The sequence below is a fragment of the Myxococcus sp. RHSTA-1-4 genome, assembly GCF_020037125.1.
GTDB lineage: Bacteria > Myxococcota > Myxococcia > Myxococcales > Myxococcaceae > Myxococcus.
The window spans coordinates 102,284-119,618 of sequence record NZ_JAIQDG010000012.1 but is presented as its reverse complement, the minus strand read 5'-3'; the positions used below and the strand labels follow the sequence as shown (position 1 = coordinate 119,618).

The window sequence follows — 17,335 nt, the reverse complement described above, 5'->3', positions numbered from 1 at the left end:
CGCACCGGCGCTCAGACGGGGTACAGCTCGACGGGCAGCGACTGCGGCCCGCGGACCGTGAGGGAGGGCGTCCACTCGATGCGCTCCGTCCGCAGCTCCAGCCGGTCCACCCGGGAGACCAGCTCCTCCAGGGCGACGCGCGCCTCCAGCCGCGCGAGCATGGAGCCCAGGCAGAAGTGGGAGCCGTGGCCGAAGGAGAGGCTGGGCGTGCCCTCCCGCTCCAGGATGAAGCGGTCCGCGTCCGGGAAGTGCTTCTCGTCGCGGGCCGCGGAGGCCAGCGACACCAGGACCATGGAGCCCTGGGGCAGGTTCACTCCGGCGACCGTCACGTCCTGCGTGCACGTGCGCAGCGTGGCCACGGCGGTGGGCTCGACGCGCAGCGTCTCCTCGATGAAGCGGGGGATGAGCGCGCGGTTCTCCCGCAGGCGCGGCAGCAGCTCCGGGTACATGGCGAACATCCGCGCGCTCTGGCTGAGCAGGTTCGCCGTCGTCTCCAGGCCCGAGACGAGCAGCAGGAAGAGGAAGCCCATCAGCTCCCGGTCCGTCAGCGACTCCCCATCCACCCGGACCCGGATGAGGTCGCTCACCATGTCATCCCCCAGCGTCTTGCGCCGGTCCGCCAGCACGCCCTGGAGGTACTGCTCCATCTCCTCGACGGTGCGGCGGCACTGCTCCATCAGCTCGGTGTCCCCCGGGAGCGCGCCGCCAATGGCGGCGATGTCGTTGGACCAGCGCTTGAAGTGCCGCCGCAGGGACGGGTCCAGCCCCAGGAACCAGCTGATGACGGTGGCGGGGATGGGCATGGCGAAGCCGTCCACGAAGTCCACCTTCCGCTCCTCCATCATGCGGTCGGCGAGCCCCTCGGCGACGGCGCGGATGCGTGGCTCCAGCTGGGTCAGCGTCGCGGGCGTGAAGGCGCGGCTGATGAGCGTCCGCAGCCGTCCATGCTTGGGCGGGTCCAGGAAGATGATGGACTCCGCGATGGGATTGGGGCGCCCGAGCCAGTCGGGGTCCATGGCCATCCGCAGCGCCTCCGACGAGAAGAGCTGCGTCGACTTGAGCACGTACTGCGCGTCGTCGTAGCGGGTGACCGCCCAGATGCCTCCCGGGTCCACCTGGACGATGGGCGCCGAGCGGCGCAGCTCCGCCAGGTAGGGATGGGGATTGTCACGGACCTCGGGTGCCAGCAGGTTGAGTCGGCTATTCATGTGTGCGCGACCTCCGGTGCCTCGGGTGGTGAAGCGGTCCTTCACTCCATGGGAAGCTGGTTCACGTCCATCCGGCCGTGGCCGACCGGGTAGTCCCAGGCGGTCTCGGCCACGGCGCCCTCCGCGAAGCGGGCGTCCACGTAGTCCTCGAACGCGATGGGTTTTTCGATGAGCCCGTATTCGAGCATGAGGCCGTGCACGAGCTCGAAGTCGTCCTTCCGGGGCAGCAGGGGATTGAAGCGCACCCGGTCCAGGGGGCGCGTGAGGGCCCATTTGAGGAGCGAGGGAGGCTGGTTGTAGTAGTAGCGCCCGACGAACTCGGCGGCGTACTCCCGCTCCGTCTGGCCCTCGTCCAGCCAGAGGCCGGAGCGCGCGATGCCATCCACCAGCACCTGGACCGCCTCGGGCCGCTTCTCGATGATGTCGTCCCGCACGACGAGCACACACGACATGTAGTCCGGCCAGTACTCACGGGCATGGAAGAGGACCTGCCCGAAGCCGCCCATCTCCGCCTGCGAGGGGAAGGGCTCTCCCATGACGAAGCCGTCGATGGCATCCGACGCGAGCGCTCCCGCGACGTCCGGGGGCGCCATCTCCAGGGTGCGCACGTCCGTGGGCCCGAGCCCGTTCGCCTTGAGGGCCCGCAGCAGCAACAACCGCTCGTCCGAGAACCGGCTGGGAATGGCAATGGTCTTCCCCTTCAGGTCGGCCACCGTCTTCACGGGGCCTCCCCGTTTCACCACCATGGCGCTGCCATAGCGGTGGCCCAGGAACACAATCTTGATGGGCACACCCTGCGACCGCAGGGCGATGGCCAACGGTGCGACGAGAAAGCCCGCCTGAATCCTGTTGGAGATGAGTGCTTCCTTTATCTCCGGGAACCCCTGGAACATCTTGGGGATGAACAGGTACTGCTCGAGCGAGTGGCGGGCGATGTAGTCCGTCACCGGGCACGTGAGGTGTCACGTGACTGGGATGTAGGCCACGTTGAGCTTGCGCTCCTGCTCGGGGCGCAGCTCGTTGACGAAGCTGTCCCAGCGCGTGTTGAGGGAGACGTGCAGCACGGAGATGGCCAGCGTCCAGAGGGCGAGGGCGGTGAGCAGCTTGCGAGGTGACATGGTGGCTCCGAGCGGTGAAGGGTGAGGGGTCAGGTTTCCCGGTGGTACGCCCAGCGCACGGAGCGGGCCCGCTCCAGCCGGCGCATGAGCACGTCCAGGCCCAGCCCGATGCTGCCGATGAGGAGGATGCCGGCGACGACGAGGTCGTAGCGCTTGCCGGCGTTGCGCGCGTCGATGATGAGGTAGCCGAGCCCCGAGTCGACGCCAATCATCTCGGCGGCGACCACCACGAGCCAGGCGATGCCGAAGCTGAGGCGCAGGCCGGTGAGGGCATAGGGGAGCGCCGCCGGGAGGATGACGCGGCGGAGCAGGGCCACCCGGCCGAGTCCGAAGTTCTGCCCCGCCCGGAGGTAGATGGCGGGCACGCTCCGGACGGCGTTCATCGCCGCCAGGGTGAGGGGGAAGAGGGACGCCAGGAAGATGAGGAAGACGGTCGCCGTGTTGGCCACGCCGAACAGGATGATGGAGACGGGAATCCACGCCAGGGGGCTGATGGGGCGCAGCAGCTGGATGACGGGCCCGAGGACGCGGGCGGTCGGCGCGTGCAGTCCCATGAAGAGCCCGGCCGGCAGGCCCACGGCCACGGCGAGCAGGTAGCCCGTCACCACCCGGTGGATGGAGTCCCGGATGTAGCCGGTCAGGCGGCCCTGGCTCGCCAGCTCCTCCATGCCGCGGAGCACCTGCCAGGGCGTGGGGAAGGTGGTCGTCTTCGAGAGCCGCACCGCCCCATGCCAGAGCAGCAGCAGCAGCAGCCCGGTGAGGGTGGGCAGCAGCAGCGTCTCCAGCGTCTTCCGGGAAGGGCGCATGCGGGCCGGCTCCTCAGACCTTGTGTGCCACGCCGAGCTCGTCGAGCAGCTCGTCGCGGTACTGGAGATAGCGGGGCGCGCTGATGTCCCGTGGGTGTGGAAGGTCGATGTCCACCACCCGCTGGATGCGGCCCGGCCGCGCCGACATCACCACCACGCGGTCGGCGAGCTGCACGGACTCGTCGATGTCGTGGGTGACGAAGAGGATGGTCTTCTTCTCCGTGGTCCACAGGCGCAGCAGCTCCCGCCGCATGGTGTGGCGGGTGATGTAGTCGAGCGCGCCGAAGGACTCGTCCAGGTAGAGCATGTCCGGGTTGACGGCGAGCGCGCGGGCCACCTCCAGCCGCTGCTTCATGCCGCCCGACAGCTCGGACGGGTAGGCCCGCTCGAAGCCCCGCAGCCCCACCATCTCGACGTAGTGCGCGATGCGCTGGCGGCGCTGCTCCGCGGGCAGGTGCTGGAGGCCGAAGCCGATGTTGCCCTCCACGGTGAGCCAGGGGAACACGCCGCGCTCCTGGAACACGAAGATGCGCCGCGGGTCCGGCCCGGTGACGGGCTGCCCGTCGATGAGGACCTGTCCCTGGGTGGGGGTGAGGAAGCCTCCGATGACGTTGAGCAGGGTGGACTTGCCACAGCCGGAGGGGCCCAGCAGGCAGATGAACTCCCCCTCGCGGCACTCGAGGTTGATGCCCTCCAGCACGGTGCGCTGGACGCCCTCCATGCGAAAGGACACCGAGACGCCCGTGACACGCAGCTTGACGGGGCGGGTGTCCGCGCATGGCGCCGGAGTCGTCTCCTCCGCCGGAAGGAGCCTCGCGGTGGCCACGCTACTCATGGGGTGTCTCCAATCATGTCACGCCCCCTCAGGAAGCCCCGGGCGAGCCGGCTGATGGTCCAGTCCAGCAACAGCCCGATGAGCCCGATGAGCACCATGCCCGCGACGACCAGGTCGTAGCGGTTGCCCGCGTTTCGCGAGTCCACGATGAGGAAGCCGAGCCCCGAGTTCACGGCAATCATCTCCGCGGCCACCACCACGAGCCAGGCGATGCCCAGCGTGAGCCGCAGCCCGGCCAGCAGGTCCGGAAGCGAGGCGGGCAGCAGGATGCGCAGGAACAGCTCCCGGGTGCCGAGCCCGAAGTTCTGGCCGGCATTCACATACACGGCGGGCACGTTGCGCACGGCATTCATCGCCGTCAGCACCAGGGGCGTCAGCGAGGCGAGGAAGATGATGAAGACGGCCGGTGGGTCCCCCACGCCGAACCAGAGGATGGCGATGGGAATCCACGCCAGGGGGCTGATGGGGCGGAGGAACTGGACGAAGGGCCCGAGCGCCCTGCCCGCGCGTGCGTTCCAGCCCAGGGCGAAGCCGAGGGGAATGGCCAGGCCCACCGCGAGCAGGAAGCCCCAGGTGACCCGGAACAGCGAGGCGGCGATGTGCTTCAGCAGCACGCCCCGGGTGAGCAGCTCGGCCAGGCCGAGCACCACCTGCCACGGCCGGGGCAGCAGCGGCGCGGCGGACAGGTAGAGGGCCAGGTCCCAGGCCAGCACGAGCAGCACCAGCCCGCCGGCGGAGCGCGCGGCGTCGCGCGTCTGGAGCCATGAGGGGCGCCCAAGCTTCATCATGGGCGGACCACGTCCGCTCCCGGCTGGCGCGTTCCCGCGTGCCGCAGGACGGCCGCGAGCATCTCGTCGACATGGCGCGGCTCCGTGACGTAGTTGCTGATGGCGACCCGCAGGTAGAGCTCGCCACGCCAGTCCATCAGGGTGATGTAGCTGTGTCCCTCCGCGGTGACGGCGCGCTGCACGGCGGTGTTCAGCGCGTTGCGCGCCTCGGGGGTGGGCCCCCGCAGGCGGAAGCAGCAGATGGGGAGCGTGGGCTCCATGAGCAGCTCCAGCCGGGCGTCCTCCCGGACACGCGCGGCCAGGTGCCGAGTCGCCTCCAGCAGGCGGGACTGGAGCGCCTGCAGGCCGGTGCGCCCCAGGTGCCTCAGCGTCAGCCACAGCCCCAGCGAGCGCCACTGCCGCGTGCCGTAGGGGCTCATCTGGAACAGGTCCAGCTCTCCGAGCTCCTCCCAGTAGTGGCCGGTGGCCGTGAAGCTCTTGTAGAGCTCACGCCCGTCCCGCACCAGCAGCGCGCCGAGCCCGAAGTGCTGGAACATCCACTTGCAGGGGTCCACCGTGAGCGAGTCCGCCAGCTCCAGCCCCGAGAAGAGCCCGGCGCAGTCCGGGTGCCGGCCGAGCGCGCCGCCCGAGGCCCCATCCACGTGGAACCACATCTGGTGCTCGCGGGCGATGGCGGCCAGCGACTCCAGCGGGTCCACGGCGCCCGTGGGCGTCGTGCCCGCCATGCCCACGAGGCACACGGGCTTGAACCCCTGGGCGACATCCTCGTGGATGCGCTGCTCGAGCGCGCCGGGGTCCATCCTCCCGCTGCCGTCCACCTCGATGAGGCGCACGGACTCCCGCCCCAGGCCCAGCAGGTCCAGGCCGCGCCAGACGGAGAAGTGGCCCTCCCGGGACATGTAGAAGGCGGGCTGGACGCCCAGCCCGGTGAGCCCCCGCGTCTGGACGTGGCGTCCCAGCACCGTGTCGCGGGCGAGCTTGAGCGCGCTCGCGTTGGCCAGGGTGCCCCCACTGACGAAGATGCCGCCGGGCAGCGAGCCCACGCCCCGGGGATAACCGACGAAGTCCGCCAGCCAGGCGAGAGTCTCGGCCTCGATGACGGTGGCGCCCGCTCCGCCGCGCCACGCGCCGGGCACCTGGTTGAGGCCGCTGCCGAGCAAATCCCCCAGCAGCGGTTGCAGGAGGGGCCGCGGCGAGACGTAGCCGAAGTACCGGGGGTGCGCGAAGTTGCAGCAGCCGGCGGTGATGCGCTCCTCCACCTCGCGCAGCGCCGCCGTCAGCTCCGTGGCCCCTTCCGGGAGCGGGCCCGGGTGCACGGCCTGCTCCCGGAGCCACTCCTCCGACGTCAGCACGGGCCGCTCCTCCGCGTGCTCGCGGGTGCGGGCAATCACCTCCAGCACGTGCTGCACGGCGTCGCGGAGCTGCCGCCAGTCGTCGCCGGGCGCCGGTGGCACGCCAGTGTCTCGGGTCGGTTCCATCAGGCGAAGGGCTCGATTTCCAGGCGGATGGACTCCTGGATGCGGCGGTGCAGCGCCAGCACCTCGTCCCGTGTCTCGCCGCCGATGAGGTAGTAGGTGAGGTGCGGCTGGGCGGACTCGGGCAGCGCGTAGACCCGGTCTCCCGGCTTGTGCAGCACCACGTGCGTCATGAGGCCGGGAATGTCCCGGAAGACCTCCAGGCCGGTGACGCTCCGGAGCGTGCCGCTGTACGGGTAGACGATGCCGCCGTAGAGCGCCGCCTTCCGCCGGGGAGTGATGCCGGGGGCCCTGCCGCCCGACAGCATCCGCGCTACCTCGACGGGCATGTTGTAGCCCGTCAGGTGCTCGATGGCCTGCATGGTGTAGCCGCCTCCCGGACGCAGGCCGGCCTCGAGGACGCGGGGGCCCTGCTCCGAGTAGCGAATCTCCACGTGCGCCGCGCCCACCGTGGCGCCCAGGGCCTTGACGGCGGCGATGGCGAGCCGCCCCAGCTCCGCCTCCTTCTCCGGGCCCAGGGACGTGGGGGACACGGACATCGTCTCCGCGAACCAGGGCCCCATGGCGGGGGCCTTCTCGAAGATGCCCGCGACGACGTACTCACCGCCGCCCATGAGGATGTCCACGTTGACTTCCGAGCCCCGGCAGAACTCCTGGGCCAGCACCTTCACGGCGCCACGCCCGTACGCCAGGCGGTTGCGGTCGCTCTGGATGTCGATGTCCACCGGACGCGACAGCATGGTGCGCAGCACCTCGCGGTACGCCGCGTACTCCTGGCGGTCGCGCACGAGCCCCACGCCCTGGCTGTTCATGGAGTCCGCCAGCTTGACGATGGCCGGAAAGCCCAGCTCCTTCTCGATGGCGTCCGCGGCGTGGTCCAGCTCCAGCAGGGGGATGGTGCGCGGGGCGCTGACGCCCGCGCGCGCCCAGCACTGGTAGGCCAGGTACTTGTTCCGGCTGGCGTCCGCAGCCTCCGGCGGGTTGCCGGGAAGCCCCAGCCGTGCGGCGATGGCGGCGCTCAGGTGCGTGCAGCCCTCGTACAGCGGGACGACGAGGTCGAGCGGCCGGGTGCGGTGGAACTCCTCGACAGCGGCCATCACCGCGGCATCGTCGTGCAGGGGCGCGTCGATGACCGCCTCCACCGGGGCTCCCGGCGGCACGACGTCGCGCGGGCAGACCAGGACGACCTGGAGCCCCGCGCCGTGCAGGCTGTCGATGAGGTAGCGGTTGGGGTACGGATGGAGGACGCAGGCACGCCCTTGCAGCATGAAGGCTCTCCTTCTTCGCGGAACGACGAGGTGGGTCCTCCCCGGCGGGGGCCGGGGCCTGTGGCTAGGGGGCCGTGGGGGCCTGCTGCGCGAGCCCCCCGCCGCGCACATAGTTGGGATTGACTCCCGGGGCCTGGATGCCCGGCTGCGAGGTGTGGCCCTCGGAGATGTGGCGGGCGATGACGTCGTAGGCCGCGTCGGACGTCAGCTTCCCGTCACCCACGGCGAGCAGCGTGTCGACGATGAAGGGCTCGGGCGCGTAGGGGATGGGCCCCGGCCCCTGCCAGCCGTCGCGGAGCAGCTGCGCGTATTTGACCTCCTTCTCGATGATGTGCTTCCGCTCGATGCCCAGCGCGCCGCAGATGCGGAGGTTGCGGCTCATCCGCTCCTTGGAGAAGTGGGTGTGGCCGTAGCCGCGCAGGCGCTCGGAGACCATCAGCTCGGCGGGGTAGCGGAAGCCGTTGTTCTTCACGTCGTGGGAGGTGGCGCTCGTCCAGGCGCCCTCCGGGATGAAGCCGTCCTGCACGGCGGCCTCGTAGATTTTCGTCCCGGGCCACATGCAGAGGATGGAGAAGTAGGTCTCCGTGAAGCGGCTGCGGATGGCGTGGTCGATGGTGGCCTTCAGCTCCTCCTCCGTCTCGTCGGGGAAGCCGACCATGTAGAAGCCACGCAGGAGGATGTCGTACTGGGCCGTGTAGTCGATGATGGGGTCCAGCTTGTCCATCTTCATGTTCTTCTTGATCCACTTCTGCAGCCGCGGCGTGGCCGTCTCGACGGCGTAGTGGATGCAGACGGTGCCGGCCTCGACCATCAGGTCCACCAGCTCCTTGTCCATGATGTCGCCGCGCAGGCCGTTGGGGAACGAGAAGCGGACCTTGATGCCGGAGCGGATGACCCCGCGCATGATTTCCTTCGCGCGGTCCTTCCGGATGTTGAAGATGTCATCGAGGATGGCGAAGTGGGTGACGCCCTTCTCGCCGTGCAGCCAGAAGATTTCGTCCAGCACGTTCTTCACGCTGCGCTCGCGGCTCAGCTTGCCGAAGCCCTCGTGACAGTAGGTGCAGCGGTAGGGGCAGCCGCGCTGGGTGAAGAGCGAGGTCCACGTCTCCCCGTTGGCGATGCGCATCGGGTTCTCGACCTTGGCGAAGCGGTCGAGGTGGACGTGCTGGTAGTCCGGGAAGGGGATGGTGTCCACGTCGTCAATCCACGCCATGGGCGGGTTGATGACGGCCTGCTCGCCCTTGCGGTAGCCCAGGCCGCGAACCTTCTCGACCTCGCCGCGGCCCAGCAGGCGCGCCTCGATGAACTGCTTCAGCACCTCCTCGCCTTCCTGGCTCGCGGTGTAGTCCACGCCCGGGTGGTCCTTGAGGATGAGGGCGGCGGAGTCGGAGGCGTACGGGCCACCGGCGATGATGGGCAGCTCGGGGAACTCCTTCTTCACGGCGCCGGAGAGAATCTCCATGAAGTCCCGGCCGCTGGTGAGCGAGCGGATGCCGAGCATGTCGTAGCGCTGGCCGCGCAGCTCCTCGAGGACGACCTCCAGCGGGTGCCGCTTCTGCTCCAGCAGCGCGAGCGGGAGCGACATCACCTTGACGGACGCGACTTCAGGCAGGTGCTGCTTGATGTACGCCGCCAGGTACTGCAGGCCGATGGGCGGGCTGGCGTGGGGGAACTTGTAGGCGGTCTGCAGCGGAAGGTCGATGTTGTCGACGAGGAGCAGGTTGAGCACGGGGACTCCCTTGGGTTGGACAACAACAACGGTTTGAGGACTGGAGCCTTCGAGTCCGGCGGTGTCAGCCGGTCGCGCTCATGGAGGAGGGTGGGGACTCGGACAGCCTGAGGTGGAGCCCGTTGCGGGCCCGGAGCACCAGGGTGGACTCCAGCTCCACCGGGCGCCAGGGGGACAGCTCGAAGCGGAAGCGGGGCAGCAGCTCGGCGAAGAGAATCTGCGCCTCCATCATGGCCATGCCCTGGCCGATGCACTTCATCCGGCCTCCGCCGAAGGGGAAGTGCGCGTACCGCGGGCGGTGCTCCGCGCGGGAGGGGAGGAACCGGTCCGGGTCGAAGACGAGCGGGTCCTCCCACCAGGCCGGGTCCCGGTGGGTGACGTACGGGCAGGTGATGATGTTGGAGCCCTTGGGGATGGTGAAGCCGCCCAGCTCCGTGTCCTCCTGGGCCTTGCGGTCCACAATCCAGAGGGGCGGGTTGAGCCGGATGGCCTCGTTGAAGACGCGGCGGAAGTAGGGCATGTCCGCGGTGGCCGCGCCCAGCGGGCCGCCGTCCGGCAGGGCGCGCACCTCGGCGCGCAGCTTCCGCTGCACCTCGGGGTGGGCCGCGCAGGCGTGGAGCGTCCAGCTCATCGCGGACGCCACCGTGTCGAAGCCGGCGAGGAACAGGCCCTTGGCCTCGGCGAGGATTTCCGCGTCCGTGAGCTTCCGGCCCTCGGGCGTGGGCGTGTGGACGAGGATGGAGAGGAAGTCGCCCCGGTCCTCGGGCTTCAGCTCCTGGCGGCGCTCCTGGACGTGCCGCAGGATGATGCGGGAGATGTCCGCCGTGGCGGCCACCAGGCGCCGCATGCTCGGCGTGGGAAGCCACGCGGGCAGCGGAACCATGGCGGAGAGGCGGTCCGCCATGCTCTGGAGGCAGACGTACCAGGCGCGGGAGATGGCCGCGGACTCCTCCGCGTCGAAGGTGCGCCCCACCAGGTAGATGGCCATGACCTCCAGCGCGTAGCGGGTGATTTCCTGCTGCGCGTCAATCTCCCGCCCCTGCTGCCGGGCCTCCTCCCAGCGGGCCACCAGCCCCAGCGCCGCCTCGCGCATCCTGCCGGCGAGCTGCTTCAGCCGCTCCCGCGCGAAGGTGGGGGAGAGTGCCTGCCGCTGGCGGCGCCACGGCTCGCCGTCGGCGATGATCATGCTGCCACCCAGCAGCGGCTCGAAGAGTGACGCGACGTCACTGCGGCCGAAGGTGGCGCCCTCCAGCACCCGGGCCACGTGCTCCGGGTGGAAGACCAGGTACAGGTCCACCGGGCCCATGCGCAGCCGGACGACGTCGCCATAGGTCCGCTTGCACCTCATCATGAGGTCCAGCGGGTGGTCCCGGAACTCACGGGCATTTCCCAGCAGCAGGTGGCCGAAGGGACCAGGGGCCAGGGCGGGCATGAGGGCGTCTCTCCGTGGGCGGCGGGAGGAAGGGGCCCGGTGGACGGCGGCCGGGCCCCCCTGTGTGAACGGCAGGGTCAGCTGACGGCCACCTGCAGCATGGCGAAGCTGCCGGTGAAGATCTTCGAGAGCTCCTGGATGGCGGGGGTGCGGTACTCGGGGTCTCCCATCAGGTTGCGGATGGTGTCCGGGGCGGGGAACTGGACGAGCTCGAAGCCGTCGAACTGCCAGCCGCCGCGGCGGGGCGTGAGCCCGCTCATCAGCACCTTGCCGCCATGTCTGGCGAGCGCGGGCGCGCGGGCCTCCACGTAGCGGCGCACCTCGGGCTCACCCTTGCCCGCGTCGAGCTGGAAGGCGATGAAGAGCACGGCCGTGCCCGGGTCGTGGACGAGGTTGGCGAGCACCGGGGTGACCGGCACGGCGGAGGGGTCGGGCAGCGTCCGGGCCACGGTGACGAAGTTCGCCGCCAGGTTGCCCATGACGGTGGCGGTCACCTTCGCGTGGAGCCTCTCGGGGGGGATGCTCGCGGGCTGCGCCTGGTCAGACAAGGTCAGATACATGGTGTGTAACGACTCCTGCTACGTCGGGGTGAGACTGCGCTGGGGGCCGGGCTCAGACGCTCAGCATGAACTCGCGGGTGCCGAGCGCCTCGCCATTGACGAGCAGCTCGACGAGGTGCTGGCCCGGGTAATAGCGGCGCGTGGTGATGGGGTAGATTTTGTGGACGCGCTTGAGCTCCACCTGCTCACCCGCGGCGAGCTGGCGCGTGGTCCACTTGAAGACCTTGGGAGACAGCTCTCCCGAGGCCTTGCGGTGGTGGATGCGATAGTCGATGACCAGCTTCTGGTCGCTCTTCGCCCTGGAGTGCAGCTCGATATGGAATTGCAGCTCGCCACCGAGCTGGATGGACTTCGACGACAGCTTGAACGTCTTGAGCTCGAGGCGTGGCTTGCGGGTGAAGCCGAGCACGTCGAGCGCGCCCGGATGGCCCTGCTTGACGAGCGTCCTGCTGGCATGGCGCACGAGCCACTGCGTCTCCGGGCCCGGTGACTCGCTGGCCCAGCGGCGGACGACCCGCACGACGGCGTCGGGGTGGTCCTTGGCGATGTCGTTCAGGTTGTTGGCCACCGAGCGGCGGACGAACAGCGCGGGGTCCGCCTTGAGCTTCTCCAGCAGCTCGAGCACCGGGGTGGGGTCCTTCTGGAAGGCCGGCAGCCGCTGGGCCCAGGGCAGGCGCGGGCGCGTGCCCTCGGAGACGAGCCGGCGCACCGTCTCGTCCGAATCCCGGGTCCACCGGTGCAGGTACTCGAGGACCTGCTCCTGGTAGCGGAGCAGGAAGGGGCGGATGGCGAACTCGGAGGTGAACCGGGTCGTCAGCAGGCGCATGGCCCGCATGGAGTCATCCAGGTGGTCGAGCCCGTACTCCTCCACGAAGTGGCACAGCGGCCAGATGCGGAAGCCCCGCAACGGTGACAGGGGGCCCTGCTCCGAGCCCGCCATCGCCTCGAGCTGGCGGAGCGCGGTGGGGTAGTCCTCCGCGAGATGGCGGCGCAGCGTCTTCGCCAGGTGGCGGACGCGGTCCTTCATCTCCATGGACTCGAGTCCCTGGCTGGCCTCGCGTACGAAGGCCTGGGCGTTCAGCCCGGGCACGACGGCCGCGCCGCGCTTGCCGAGGTCGAGGATGGCTTCACGGTTGAAGAGGTCCTTGAATTGGGTTCCGGTGCTCATGAGGGGAGGGGATTCAGAAGGTGCCCGTGCGCACGCCGGGCTTCTTTTCGAGCGCGTTCAGGGAGACGCCCGCGACCTGCCGCTGGGAGGACTCGAAGGCGTCGAGCATCATGTTGGGGGTCCACTGCTTGCCGTGCTCGCTCAGCTCCCAGGAGCCCGGCGTTTCATAGATGAGGCCGCTGTCCTGCCACGCCTTCCACACGTCCGCGGGGATGGTGTCGATGGCGGCCTGGTGCCGCTTGGAGATGCGGAAGAACTTGGGCATGAAGACCGCGCCCCGGTTCTCGGGCCGCTCCAGCCGGGCGGACAGCTTGGCCACGGGCAGCTGGCCCTGCTCCACCATGGAGCAGTAGGTGTTGACCTCGCCGGTGTTCATGTACGCGACGCCGCTCAGGTAGCCGCGCGCGGAGGTGCCGACGGCCACCGTCTCCGCCGAGTGGTCCCCCTCGCCGCCGCCCCAGAGCAGCCGGAAGTACTCACAGACCTTGTCGTACTTGGAGAAGACCTGGTCCGCGACGGCGTTGTAGCCCATCTCCCGCATGTGCCAGCGGATGTGCTCGGTCATGGCCATGTGCATGTCCATGCCCGGCTTGGGCGGAATCTCCCCCGAGTCCATCGCGGCCCGGAACTTCTTGGGGAACGCGTAGTAGTGCAGGTTGTAGTAGTCCACGCTGTCGAAGTCCGCGGCGCGCAGGGCCGCCAGGTCCTCGTTCAGCGTGGTGAGGTTCTGCCCCGGCAGGTCGTACATCATGTCGACGTTGATGTCGTGGAAGCCCAGCCGGCGGGCATTCACGGTGACACGCTCCACGTCCTTCAGCGTGGCGACGATGCGGAAGCGCTGCCGCTGGACTTCGTCATACGTCTGCAGCCCGAAGCTCAGGCGGCTGACCTTCCACTCCTTGAGCAGCTCGAGCAGCTCCGGGTTGCCCAGCGTCCGGGGCTCTCCCTCGAAGCTGATCTCCGCGCCGGGTGTGAGCCGGAAGTGGCGGTGGATGCCCTCCAGGAGGCGGCGGATGTGCGGCACGGGGAGGATGGAGGGCGAGCCACCCCCGAAGTACACCGCCGAGAAGGTGCGCTGGGCGATGGACGGACGTTGCGCCAGCAGCTCCATCTCCCGGCAGAGGCTGGTGGTGTAGCGCTCGTAGACGTCCTCGCCGCTCGCAATCTTGATGTGGAACGGACAGAACTGGCACAGGTCGTGGCAGTACGGGATGTGGACGTAGAGCAGGCTCTCCGCCGGCTTCGCCACCTCCGTGTCCAGGATGGTGTCGAACAGGTCCTTGTGGGCACCCGGGGCGTAGTCACCCTGGAGCAGCGGATAGAAGTAGTACGTGACGGGATGGAGGTCTCTGTACATGGGGGACCCTGCCGGACGTGAGACTGCTTCGATGGGACTGCTCAGGCCCTGCCGGCACGCGAGAGGATGCGGTCCGCGTTGCCATGGAGGATGTCGCTGGCGATGTCGGGAGGCAGGTGGGCCTGCTCCAGCTGGCTCATGAGCTTGCTGTAGCTGCCGGCCACCGGCCAGTCGGAGCCGAAGACCACCTTGTGGCGGACGTCGCGCAGGTCCCCGAGCACCGTGGTGAGCTCCGTGAGCGGCACCAGCGCGGTGTCGACGTAGAGGTTCTCGTAGCGCAGCACGAGGTCCCTGGCGTCCTGGTACCAGAGCGGCTTGCCCGCGTGCGCGAGGACGATGGTCAGCCCGGGGAAGCTCCCGGCGATGCGCTCGAAGTCCGTGGGCTGGATGTTCTTCTGCTCGGCGTCACGCTGGGCGGTGTGGCCGGTGTGGAAGATGATGGGCAGGCCGTGCCGCTCGCACTCGCCATACACGGCCCACATGTCCCGGGTGTACGGGTCGAAGGAGTGGTCCGCCGGGTAGAACTTGAAGCCCCGGATGCCCAGCGCGAGGCTCTTCTCGAGCTCCTTCCGGGCATCATGGAAGTTGGGGTTGATGCTGCCGAAGGGGATGAAGAAGTCCGAGCCGCGCGCCTTGGCGGCAATCATCTCGCTGTCGATGGAGAAGTTCGTGCCCGGCCCGCACTCGGCCAGCATGACGGCGCGCTTCACGCCGTGGCGCCGCAGGTAGCGCTCCAGCTCGGCCGGCTCGGTGAACAGCCGGGTGATGTCCTCCCCTTCCTCGAGGGGGCGGCGTGTGAGCAGGCCCTGGATGTCGTCGCGGAGGCGGAAGAAGTCACCTGCGTGGACATGGAAGTCAATCATGGCGGCCTCGGTGGGGGACTGCGGCTAGTGGGACGCCGCCATGGCGGGGCGGGACATGGGAGTCGCTGCGGGCATGGCGGGCTGGAGCACCCGCTGGACGAAGTCACGCAGCGGCTGCACGTGCTCCGGCTCGCGCCACTCGGCGGCGAGGTCCTCGATGACGTGGTGCTCCGCGGCGAGCTGGCCGTCGACGTAGTGGCGGACGATGGGATGGAGGAAGGCGCTTTCCTTGGCGCGGTTCACGTCCGAGCGGTGGATGCGCTCGCTGGCGAACGGGTCGGCGCCCGCCGAGTGCCCGAACTCCAGCGTCAGCATCAGCAACTCGGTGCCCTTGCGCGCCAGGTGCTCGCGCGCGTAGTCGACGGAGAACTCCTCGCGCCCCACGCCGCGCCCGCCTCCGGTCAGCTCCAGCACGTCACACAGGAAGCCCGGCTGCTGCCAGAGCGCGGACGTGGAGTTGATGCGGTCCAGCAGCCAGGCCGAGACCTCCTCATGGCCGGAGACGGCGCGGGAGATGGGCCAGGGCTTGCCGTGGAACCTGGACTCCAGGATGTGGCTCAGGGAGCGGATGTTGTAGCGGAACCCATGGATGAAGCCGGACATGTACTTCTTCAGGTCCCGCATCTGCATGATGGTGCCGGCGAAGAAGAGACCGGGCACGTTCACCGACTCCCACTCGCTCGTCTGCATGGGGAAGCGGCGGCAGGGCGTCACCGCGGGGCGGCAGGCCTCGTCGAAGAGGGTGTTGTCGAACTTGAACCCCGTGCAGAGGATGACCCGGTCGTACGTCAGCGTTTCGACCTCGCCGCCCGCGTGCGAGTACTGGAAGGTGACCTCGTAGTGGTCCCCCACGCGGTTGATGCCGAGCACCTGGGCGTCCAGCAGCGCGTTCTGCATCTTGAGCTGGTAGGTGTCGAGGAGGTTGTTGTTGACCGCCCGGAGGTCACCCACGAAGTGCGTGCGCCAGGCCATGCGGATGGGCCGGGGGCTGGCCAGGTGGAGGACCGCGGCGCTCTCCATGAGGTGGTCCGCGGTCTCGAAGGCGGAGTTGCCCTTGCCGAGGATGAGGACGCGCTTGTTGCGGAACTCGGTGACGTCCAGGCTGACGGAGCCATAGCGGTCGGCCAGCTCCACGCCGGGGATGTCCGGGACGTTCTCCCGCGACACGCCGGTGGCGATGATGAGCCGCTCGCACGTGAAGGTCTTCCCCTCGGCGGTGCTCAGCTCGAAGCGGCCATTGCGCCGGATGCGGGTGACGTTGACGCCGTACTGGATGTTCAGCTCGTGGCGCCGGGCGAACTCCCGCAGGTAGGCGCCCATGGTGTCCGCCGGGGGGAAGTAGCTCTGCGAGAACTCCTTGAAGAGCGGCCCCTCGTGGTTGGACAGCAGGGAGTTCCAGTCCCAGCGCAGGTTCAGCTCGGGGTCCTCATGGCCGGTGTAGACCTTGTTGATGGAGATGAGCTTGCGGTGGCGCGGAAAGGTGGAGAAGAACGTCCCCGGGGAGGAGCCGCGCTCGAGGACCCGGTAGTCCCGGCCGTTCTCCTCGAGGAAGTAACCAACCTGCAGGCCGGCGGGACCTGCGCCCAGAACCAGATACTCGTGGTGCTCCATCGTAGAGGGCCTTTCGCGAGTCAGTGGAACGGCTTGGGCGGTCATTCCTTGATGCCGATGACCATGTGCTTCTCGTAGCTGGAGTGGTGGACGGGGCCCGGGGCGAAGCCCGCCTGCCGCAGCAGGTCGTGGTACTGCGAGGCGCTCCGGTGTTTGCCGCCCGTCTCCAGCAGCATGCAGAGGTCCATCAGCGCGGTGGGCAGGGGGCCCGTCCGCTGTTCATTGAAGAGGCGCTCCAGGACGAGGACCCGGCCACCGGGGGCCAGGGCCGAGTGGACGGAGCGGAGCAGGCGGACGCTCTGGGGGTCTGTCCAGTCCGAGAGGATGAAGCCCAGCGCGTACACGTCCGCCCGCGGGAGCGGGGACTCGAAGAAGTCGCCACCGGTGAAGCCCAGCCGCGTGGAAAGCCCGTAGTCACTTCGCGTCCGGGCCACGGTGGACTCCATGGCGGGCCTGTCGAAGACCTCGGCGGTCAGCGCGGGCCAGCGCTGGAGCGCGGCGACGGCGAACGAGCCGCTGCCACCGCCCAGGTCCACGAGGTGGCCGCCCCGCTCCAGCCGCAGGTGCTCCACCAGCTCCGTGGCGGCCTGGTAACCCAGACTCCACATGGCCCGGGCGAAGCGCTCCAGGGCCGCGGCATCCTGGTAGATGATGTCGAAGGGGGCCGCGCCTTCCCCGGGCAGCACCTTCTTCCACTGGGGGGCGCCATCCACCATGGCCTCGCCCAGATGCTGGAAGGTCCGCATCGAGAAGTTCTTCAGCAGGGGAAAGACGCCACCACAGTAAAGACTGCTGCTCCGCGTCAGGAATGGGCGGAGCGGGTCCGGCATGCGGTACCCGTCCCCTTCGCGTGTAAGCAATTGCATGCTGACGAGCGCGGTCAGCAGCCTGTCCAGCGCGGAGGGCTCGGCCTTCAGCTCCAAGGCCAGCTTATGTGTTCCATGAGTTCCGCCACGGGCGAGCGTGTCCAGCAATCCCAGCTCATCCGCGGCGAAGAGCACATTGCTGGCCATGAAGCCGAAGATGGCCCGCTCCAGAGCGGGCGGAGGCAAGTGGCCATCTGGCTTCGCAATCTCAAGCATGAACCGCCCCCCGCGGTGTCGCCATACTCTGAGAG

Annotated in this window: 16 protein-coding genes; all 16 read right to left on the bottom strand. The window is 69.1% G+C overall.

Annotation, left to right across the window (positions count from 1 at the left end; all coding sequences use genetic code 11):
* Positions 1–11: 11 nt before the first annotated feature.
* The 16 genes from K8638_RS18290 to K8638_RS18215 all read right to left on the bottom strand — a co-directional run bounded on the left by K8638_RS18290 (position 12) and on the right by K8638_RS18215 (position 17,270).
* A complete protein-coding gene (locus K8638_RS18290; RefSeq protein WP_223755827.1) occupies positions 12–1,208 on the bottom strand; it encodes a cytochrome P450 in 1,197 nt (398 codons plus the stop codon).
* 41 nt (positions 1,209–1,249) lie between these two features.
* Positions 1,250–2,155 (bottom strand): ABC transporter substrate-binding protein, encoded by a 906-nt coding sequence (locus K8638_RS18285; RefSeq protein ID WP_223755826.1) that lies wholly within the window; start codon positions 2,153–2,155, stop codon positions 1,250–1,252.
* Positions 2,156–2,170: 15 nt separating this feature from the next.
* Positions 2,171–2,326 carry a hypothetical protein gene (locus K8638_RS18280; protein ID WP_223755825.1) on the bottom strand — a complete coding sequence of 52 codons (156 nt, stop codon included), beginning with the start codon at positions 2,324–2,326 and terminating at the stop codon, positions 2,171–2,173.
* 29 nt (positions 2,327–2,355) lie between these two features.
* Complete coding sequence (locus K8638_RS18275; RefSeq protein ID WP_223755824.1) at positions 2,356–3,132, bottom strand: ABC transporter permease; 777 nt, start codon at positions 3,130–3,132, stop codon at positions 2,356–2,358.
* A gap of 13 nt (positions 3,133–3,145) precedes the next feature.
* Positions 3,146–3,967, bottom strand: coding sequence for an ABC transporter ATP-binding protein (locus K8638_RS18270; protein ID WP_223755823.1), 822 nt, complete (start codon positions 3,965–3,967; stop codon positions 3,146–3,148).
* Positions 3,964–4,755 carry an ABC transporter permease gene (locus K8638_RS18265; RefSeq protein ID WP_223755822.1) on the bottom strand — a complete coding sequence of 264 codons (792 nt, stop codon included), beginning with the start codon at positions 4,753–4,755 and terminating at the stop codon, positions 3,964–3,966. The genes K8638_RS18270 and K8638_RS18265 overlap by 4 nt, the downstream gene beginning before the upstream one ends.
* On the bottom strand, positions 4,752–6,233 hold the full coding sequence (locus K8638_RS18260) for an aminotransferase class V-fold PLP-dependent enzyme (RefSeq protein ID WP_223755821.1): 1,482 nt from the start codon (positions 6,231–6,233) through the stop codon (positions 4,752–4,754). Before K8638_RS18260 ends, K8638_RS18265 begins: the two co-directional genes overlap by 4 nt.
* On the bottom strand, positions 6,233–7,498 hold the full coding sequence (locus tag K8638_RS18255; protein ID WP_223755820.1) for an ATP-grasp domain-containing protein: 1,266 nt from the start codon (positions 7,496–7,498) through the stop codon (positions 6,233–6,235). Before K8638_RS18255 ends, K8638_RS18260 begins: the two co-directional genes overlap by 1 nt.
* A 64-nt stretch (positions 7,499–7,562) precedes the next feature.
* On the bottom strand, positions 7,563–9,227 hold the full coding sequence (locus K8638_RS18250) for a B12-binding domain-containing radical SAM protein (protein ID WP_223755819.1): 1,665 nt from the start codon (positions 9,225–9,227) through the stop codon (positions 7,563–7,565).
* A gap of 64 nt (positions 9,228–9,291) precedes the next feature.
* A complete protein-coding gene (locus K8638_RS18245) occupies positions 9,292–10,659 on the bottom strand; it encodes a cytochrome P450 (RefSeq protein WP_223755818.1) in 1,368 nt (455 codons plus the stop codon).
* Positions 10,660–10,736: 77 nt separating this feature from the next.
* Positions 10,737–11,219 carry a DUF1330 domain-containing protein gene (locus K8638_RS18240; protein WP_223755817.1) on the bottom strand — a complete coding sequence of 161 codons (483 nt, stop codon included), beginning with the start codon at positions 11,217–11,219 and terminating at the stop codon, positions 10,737–10,739.
* A gap of 52 nt (positions 11,220–11,271) precedes the next feature.
* Positions 11,272–12,387, bottom strand: a complete 1,116-nt coding sequence (locus K8638_RS18235; protein WP_223755816.1) for a DNA alkylation repair protein — start codon at positions 12,385–12,387, stop codon at positions 11,272–11,274.
* Between the two features lie 13 nt (positions 12,388–12,400).
* Positions 12,401–13,744 (bottom strand): coproporphyrinogen-III oxidase family protein, encoded by a 1,344-nt coding sequence (locus tag K8638_RS18230; RefSeq protein ID WP_223755815.1) that lies wholly within the window; start codon positions 13,742–13,744, stop codon positions 12,401–12,403.
* Between the two features lie 41 nt (positions 13,745–13,785).
* Positions 13,786–14,607 carry an amidohydrolase family protein gene (locus tag K8638_RS18225; protein WP_223755814.1) on the bottom strand — a complete coding sequence of 274 codons (822 nt, stop codon included), beginning with the start codon at positions 14,605–14,607 and terminating at the stop codon, positions 13,786–13,788.
* A 24-nt stretch (positions 14,608–14,631) separates the two neighbouring features.
* Positions 14,632–16,218 (bottom strand): NAD(P)-binding domain-containing protein, encoded by a 1,587-nt coding sequence (locus tag K8638_RS18220; protein WP_223755813.1) that lies wholly within the window; start codon positions 16,216–16,218, stop codon positions 14,632–14,634.
* 41 nt (positions 16,219–16,259) lie between these two features.
* Positions 16,260–17,270: an acetylserotonin O-methyltransferase gene (locus K8638_RS18215; RefSeq protein WP_223755812.1), complete on the bottom strand. Its 1,011-nt coding sequence runs from the start codon at positions 17,268–17,270 to the stop codon at positions 16,260–16,262.
* Between the last annotated feature and the right edge of the window lie 65 nt (positions 17,271–17,335).

What these genes read in the sequence shown, in the direction of transcription:
- K8638_RS18280 (WP_223755825.1), bottom strand. Translation starts at nt 2,326, where the DNA reads ATGTCACCTCGCAAGCTGCTCACCGCCCTCGCCCTCTGGACGCTGGCC.
- K8638_RS18220 (WP_223755813.1), bottom strand. Translation starts at nt 16,218, where the DNA reads ATGGAGCACCACGAGTATCTGGTTCTGGGCGCAGGTCCCGCCGGCCTG.
- K8638_RS18245 (WP_223755818.1), bottom strand. Translation starts at nt 10,659, where the DNA reads ATGCCCGCCCTGGCCCCTGGTCCCTTCGGCCACCTGCTGCTGGGAAAT.
- K8638_RS18225 (WP_223755814.1), bottom strand. Translation starts at nt 14,607, where the DNA reads ATGATTGACTTCCATGTCCACGCAGGTGACTTCTTCCGCCTCCGCGAC.
- K8638_RS18240 (WP_223755817.1), bottom strand. Translation starts at nt 11,219, where the DNA reads ATGTATCTGACCTTGTCTGACCAGGCGCAGCCCGCGAGCATCCCCCCC.
- K8638_RS18265 (WP_223755822.1), bottom strand. Translation starts at nt 4,755, where the DNA reads ATGATGAAGCTTGGGCGCCCCTCATGGCTCCAGACGCGCGACGCCGCG.
- K8638_RS18275 (WP_223755824.1), bottom strand. Translation starts at nt 3,132, where the DNA reads ATGCGCCCTTCCCGGAAGACGCTGGAGACGCTGCTGCTGCCCACCCTC.
- K8638_RS18290 (WP_223755827.1), bottom strand. Translation starts at nt 1,208, where the DNA reads ATGAATAGCCGACTCAACCTGCTGGCACCCGAGGTCCGTGACAATCCC.
- K8638_RS18255 (WP_223755820.1), bottom strand. Translation starts at nt 7,498, where the DNA reads ATGCTGCAAGGGCGTGCCTGCGTCCTCCATCCGTACCCCAACCGCTAC.
- K8638_RS18260 (WP_223755821.1), bottom strand. Translation starts at nt 6,233, where the DNA reads ATGGAACCGACCCGAGACACTGGCGTGCCACCGGCGCCCGGCGACGAC.
- K8638_RS18230 (WP_223755815.1), bottom strand. Translation starts at nt 13,744, where the DNA reads ATGTACAGAGACCTCCATCCCGTCACGTACTACTTCTATCCGCTGCTC.
- K8638_RS18235 (WP_223755816.1), bottom strand. Translation starts at nt 12,387, where the DNA reads ATGAGCACCGGAACCCAATTCAAGGACCTCTTCAACCGTGAAGCCATC.
- K8638_RS18270 (WP_223755823.1), bottom strand. Translation starts at nt 3,967, where the DNA reads ATGAGTAGCGTGGCCACCGCGAGGCTCCTTCCGGCGGAGGAGACGACT.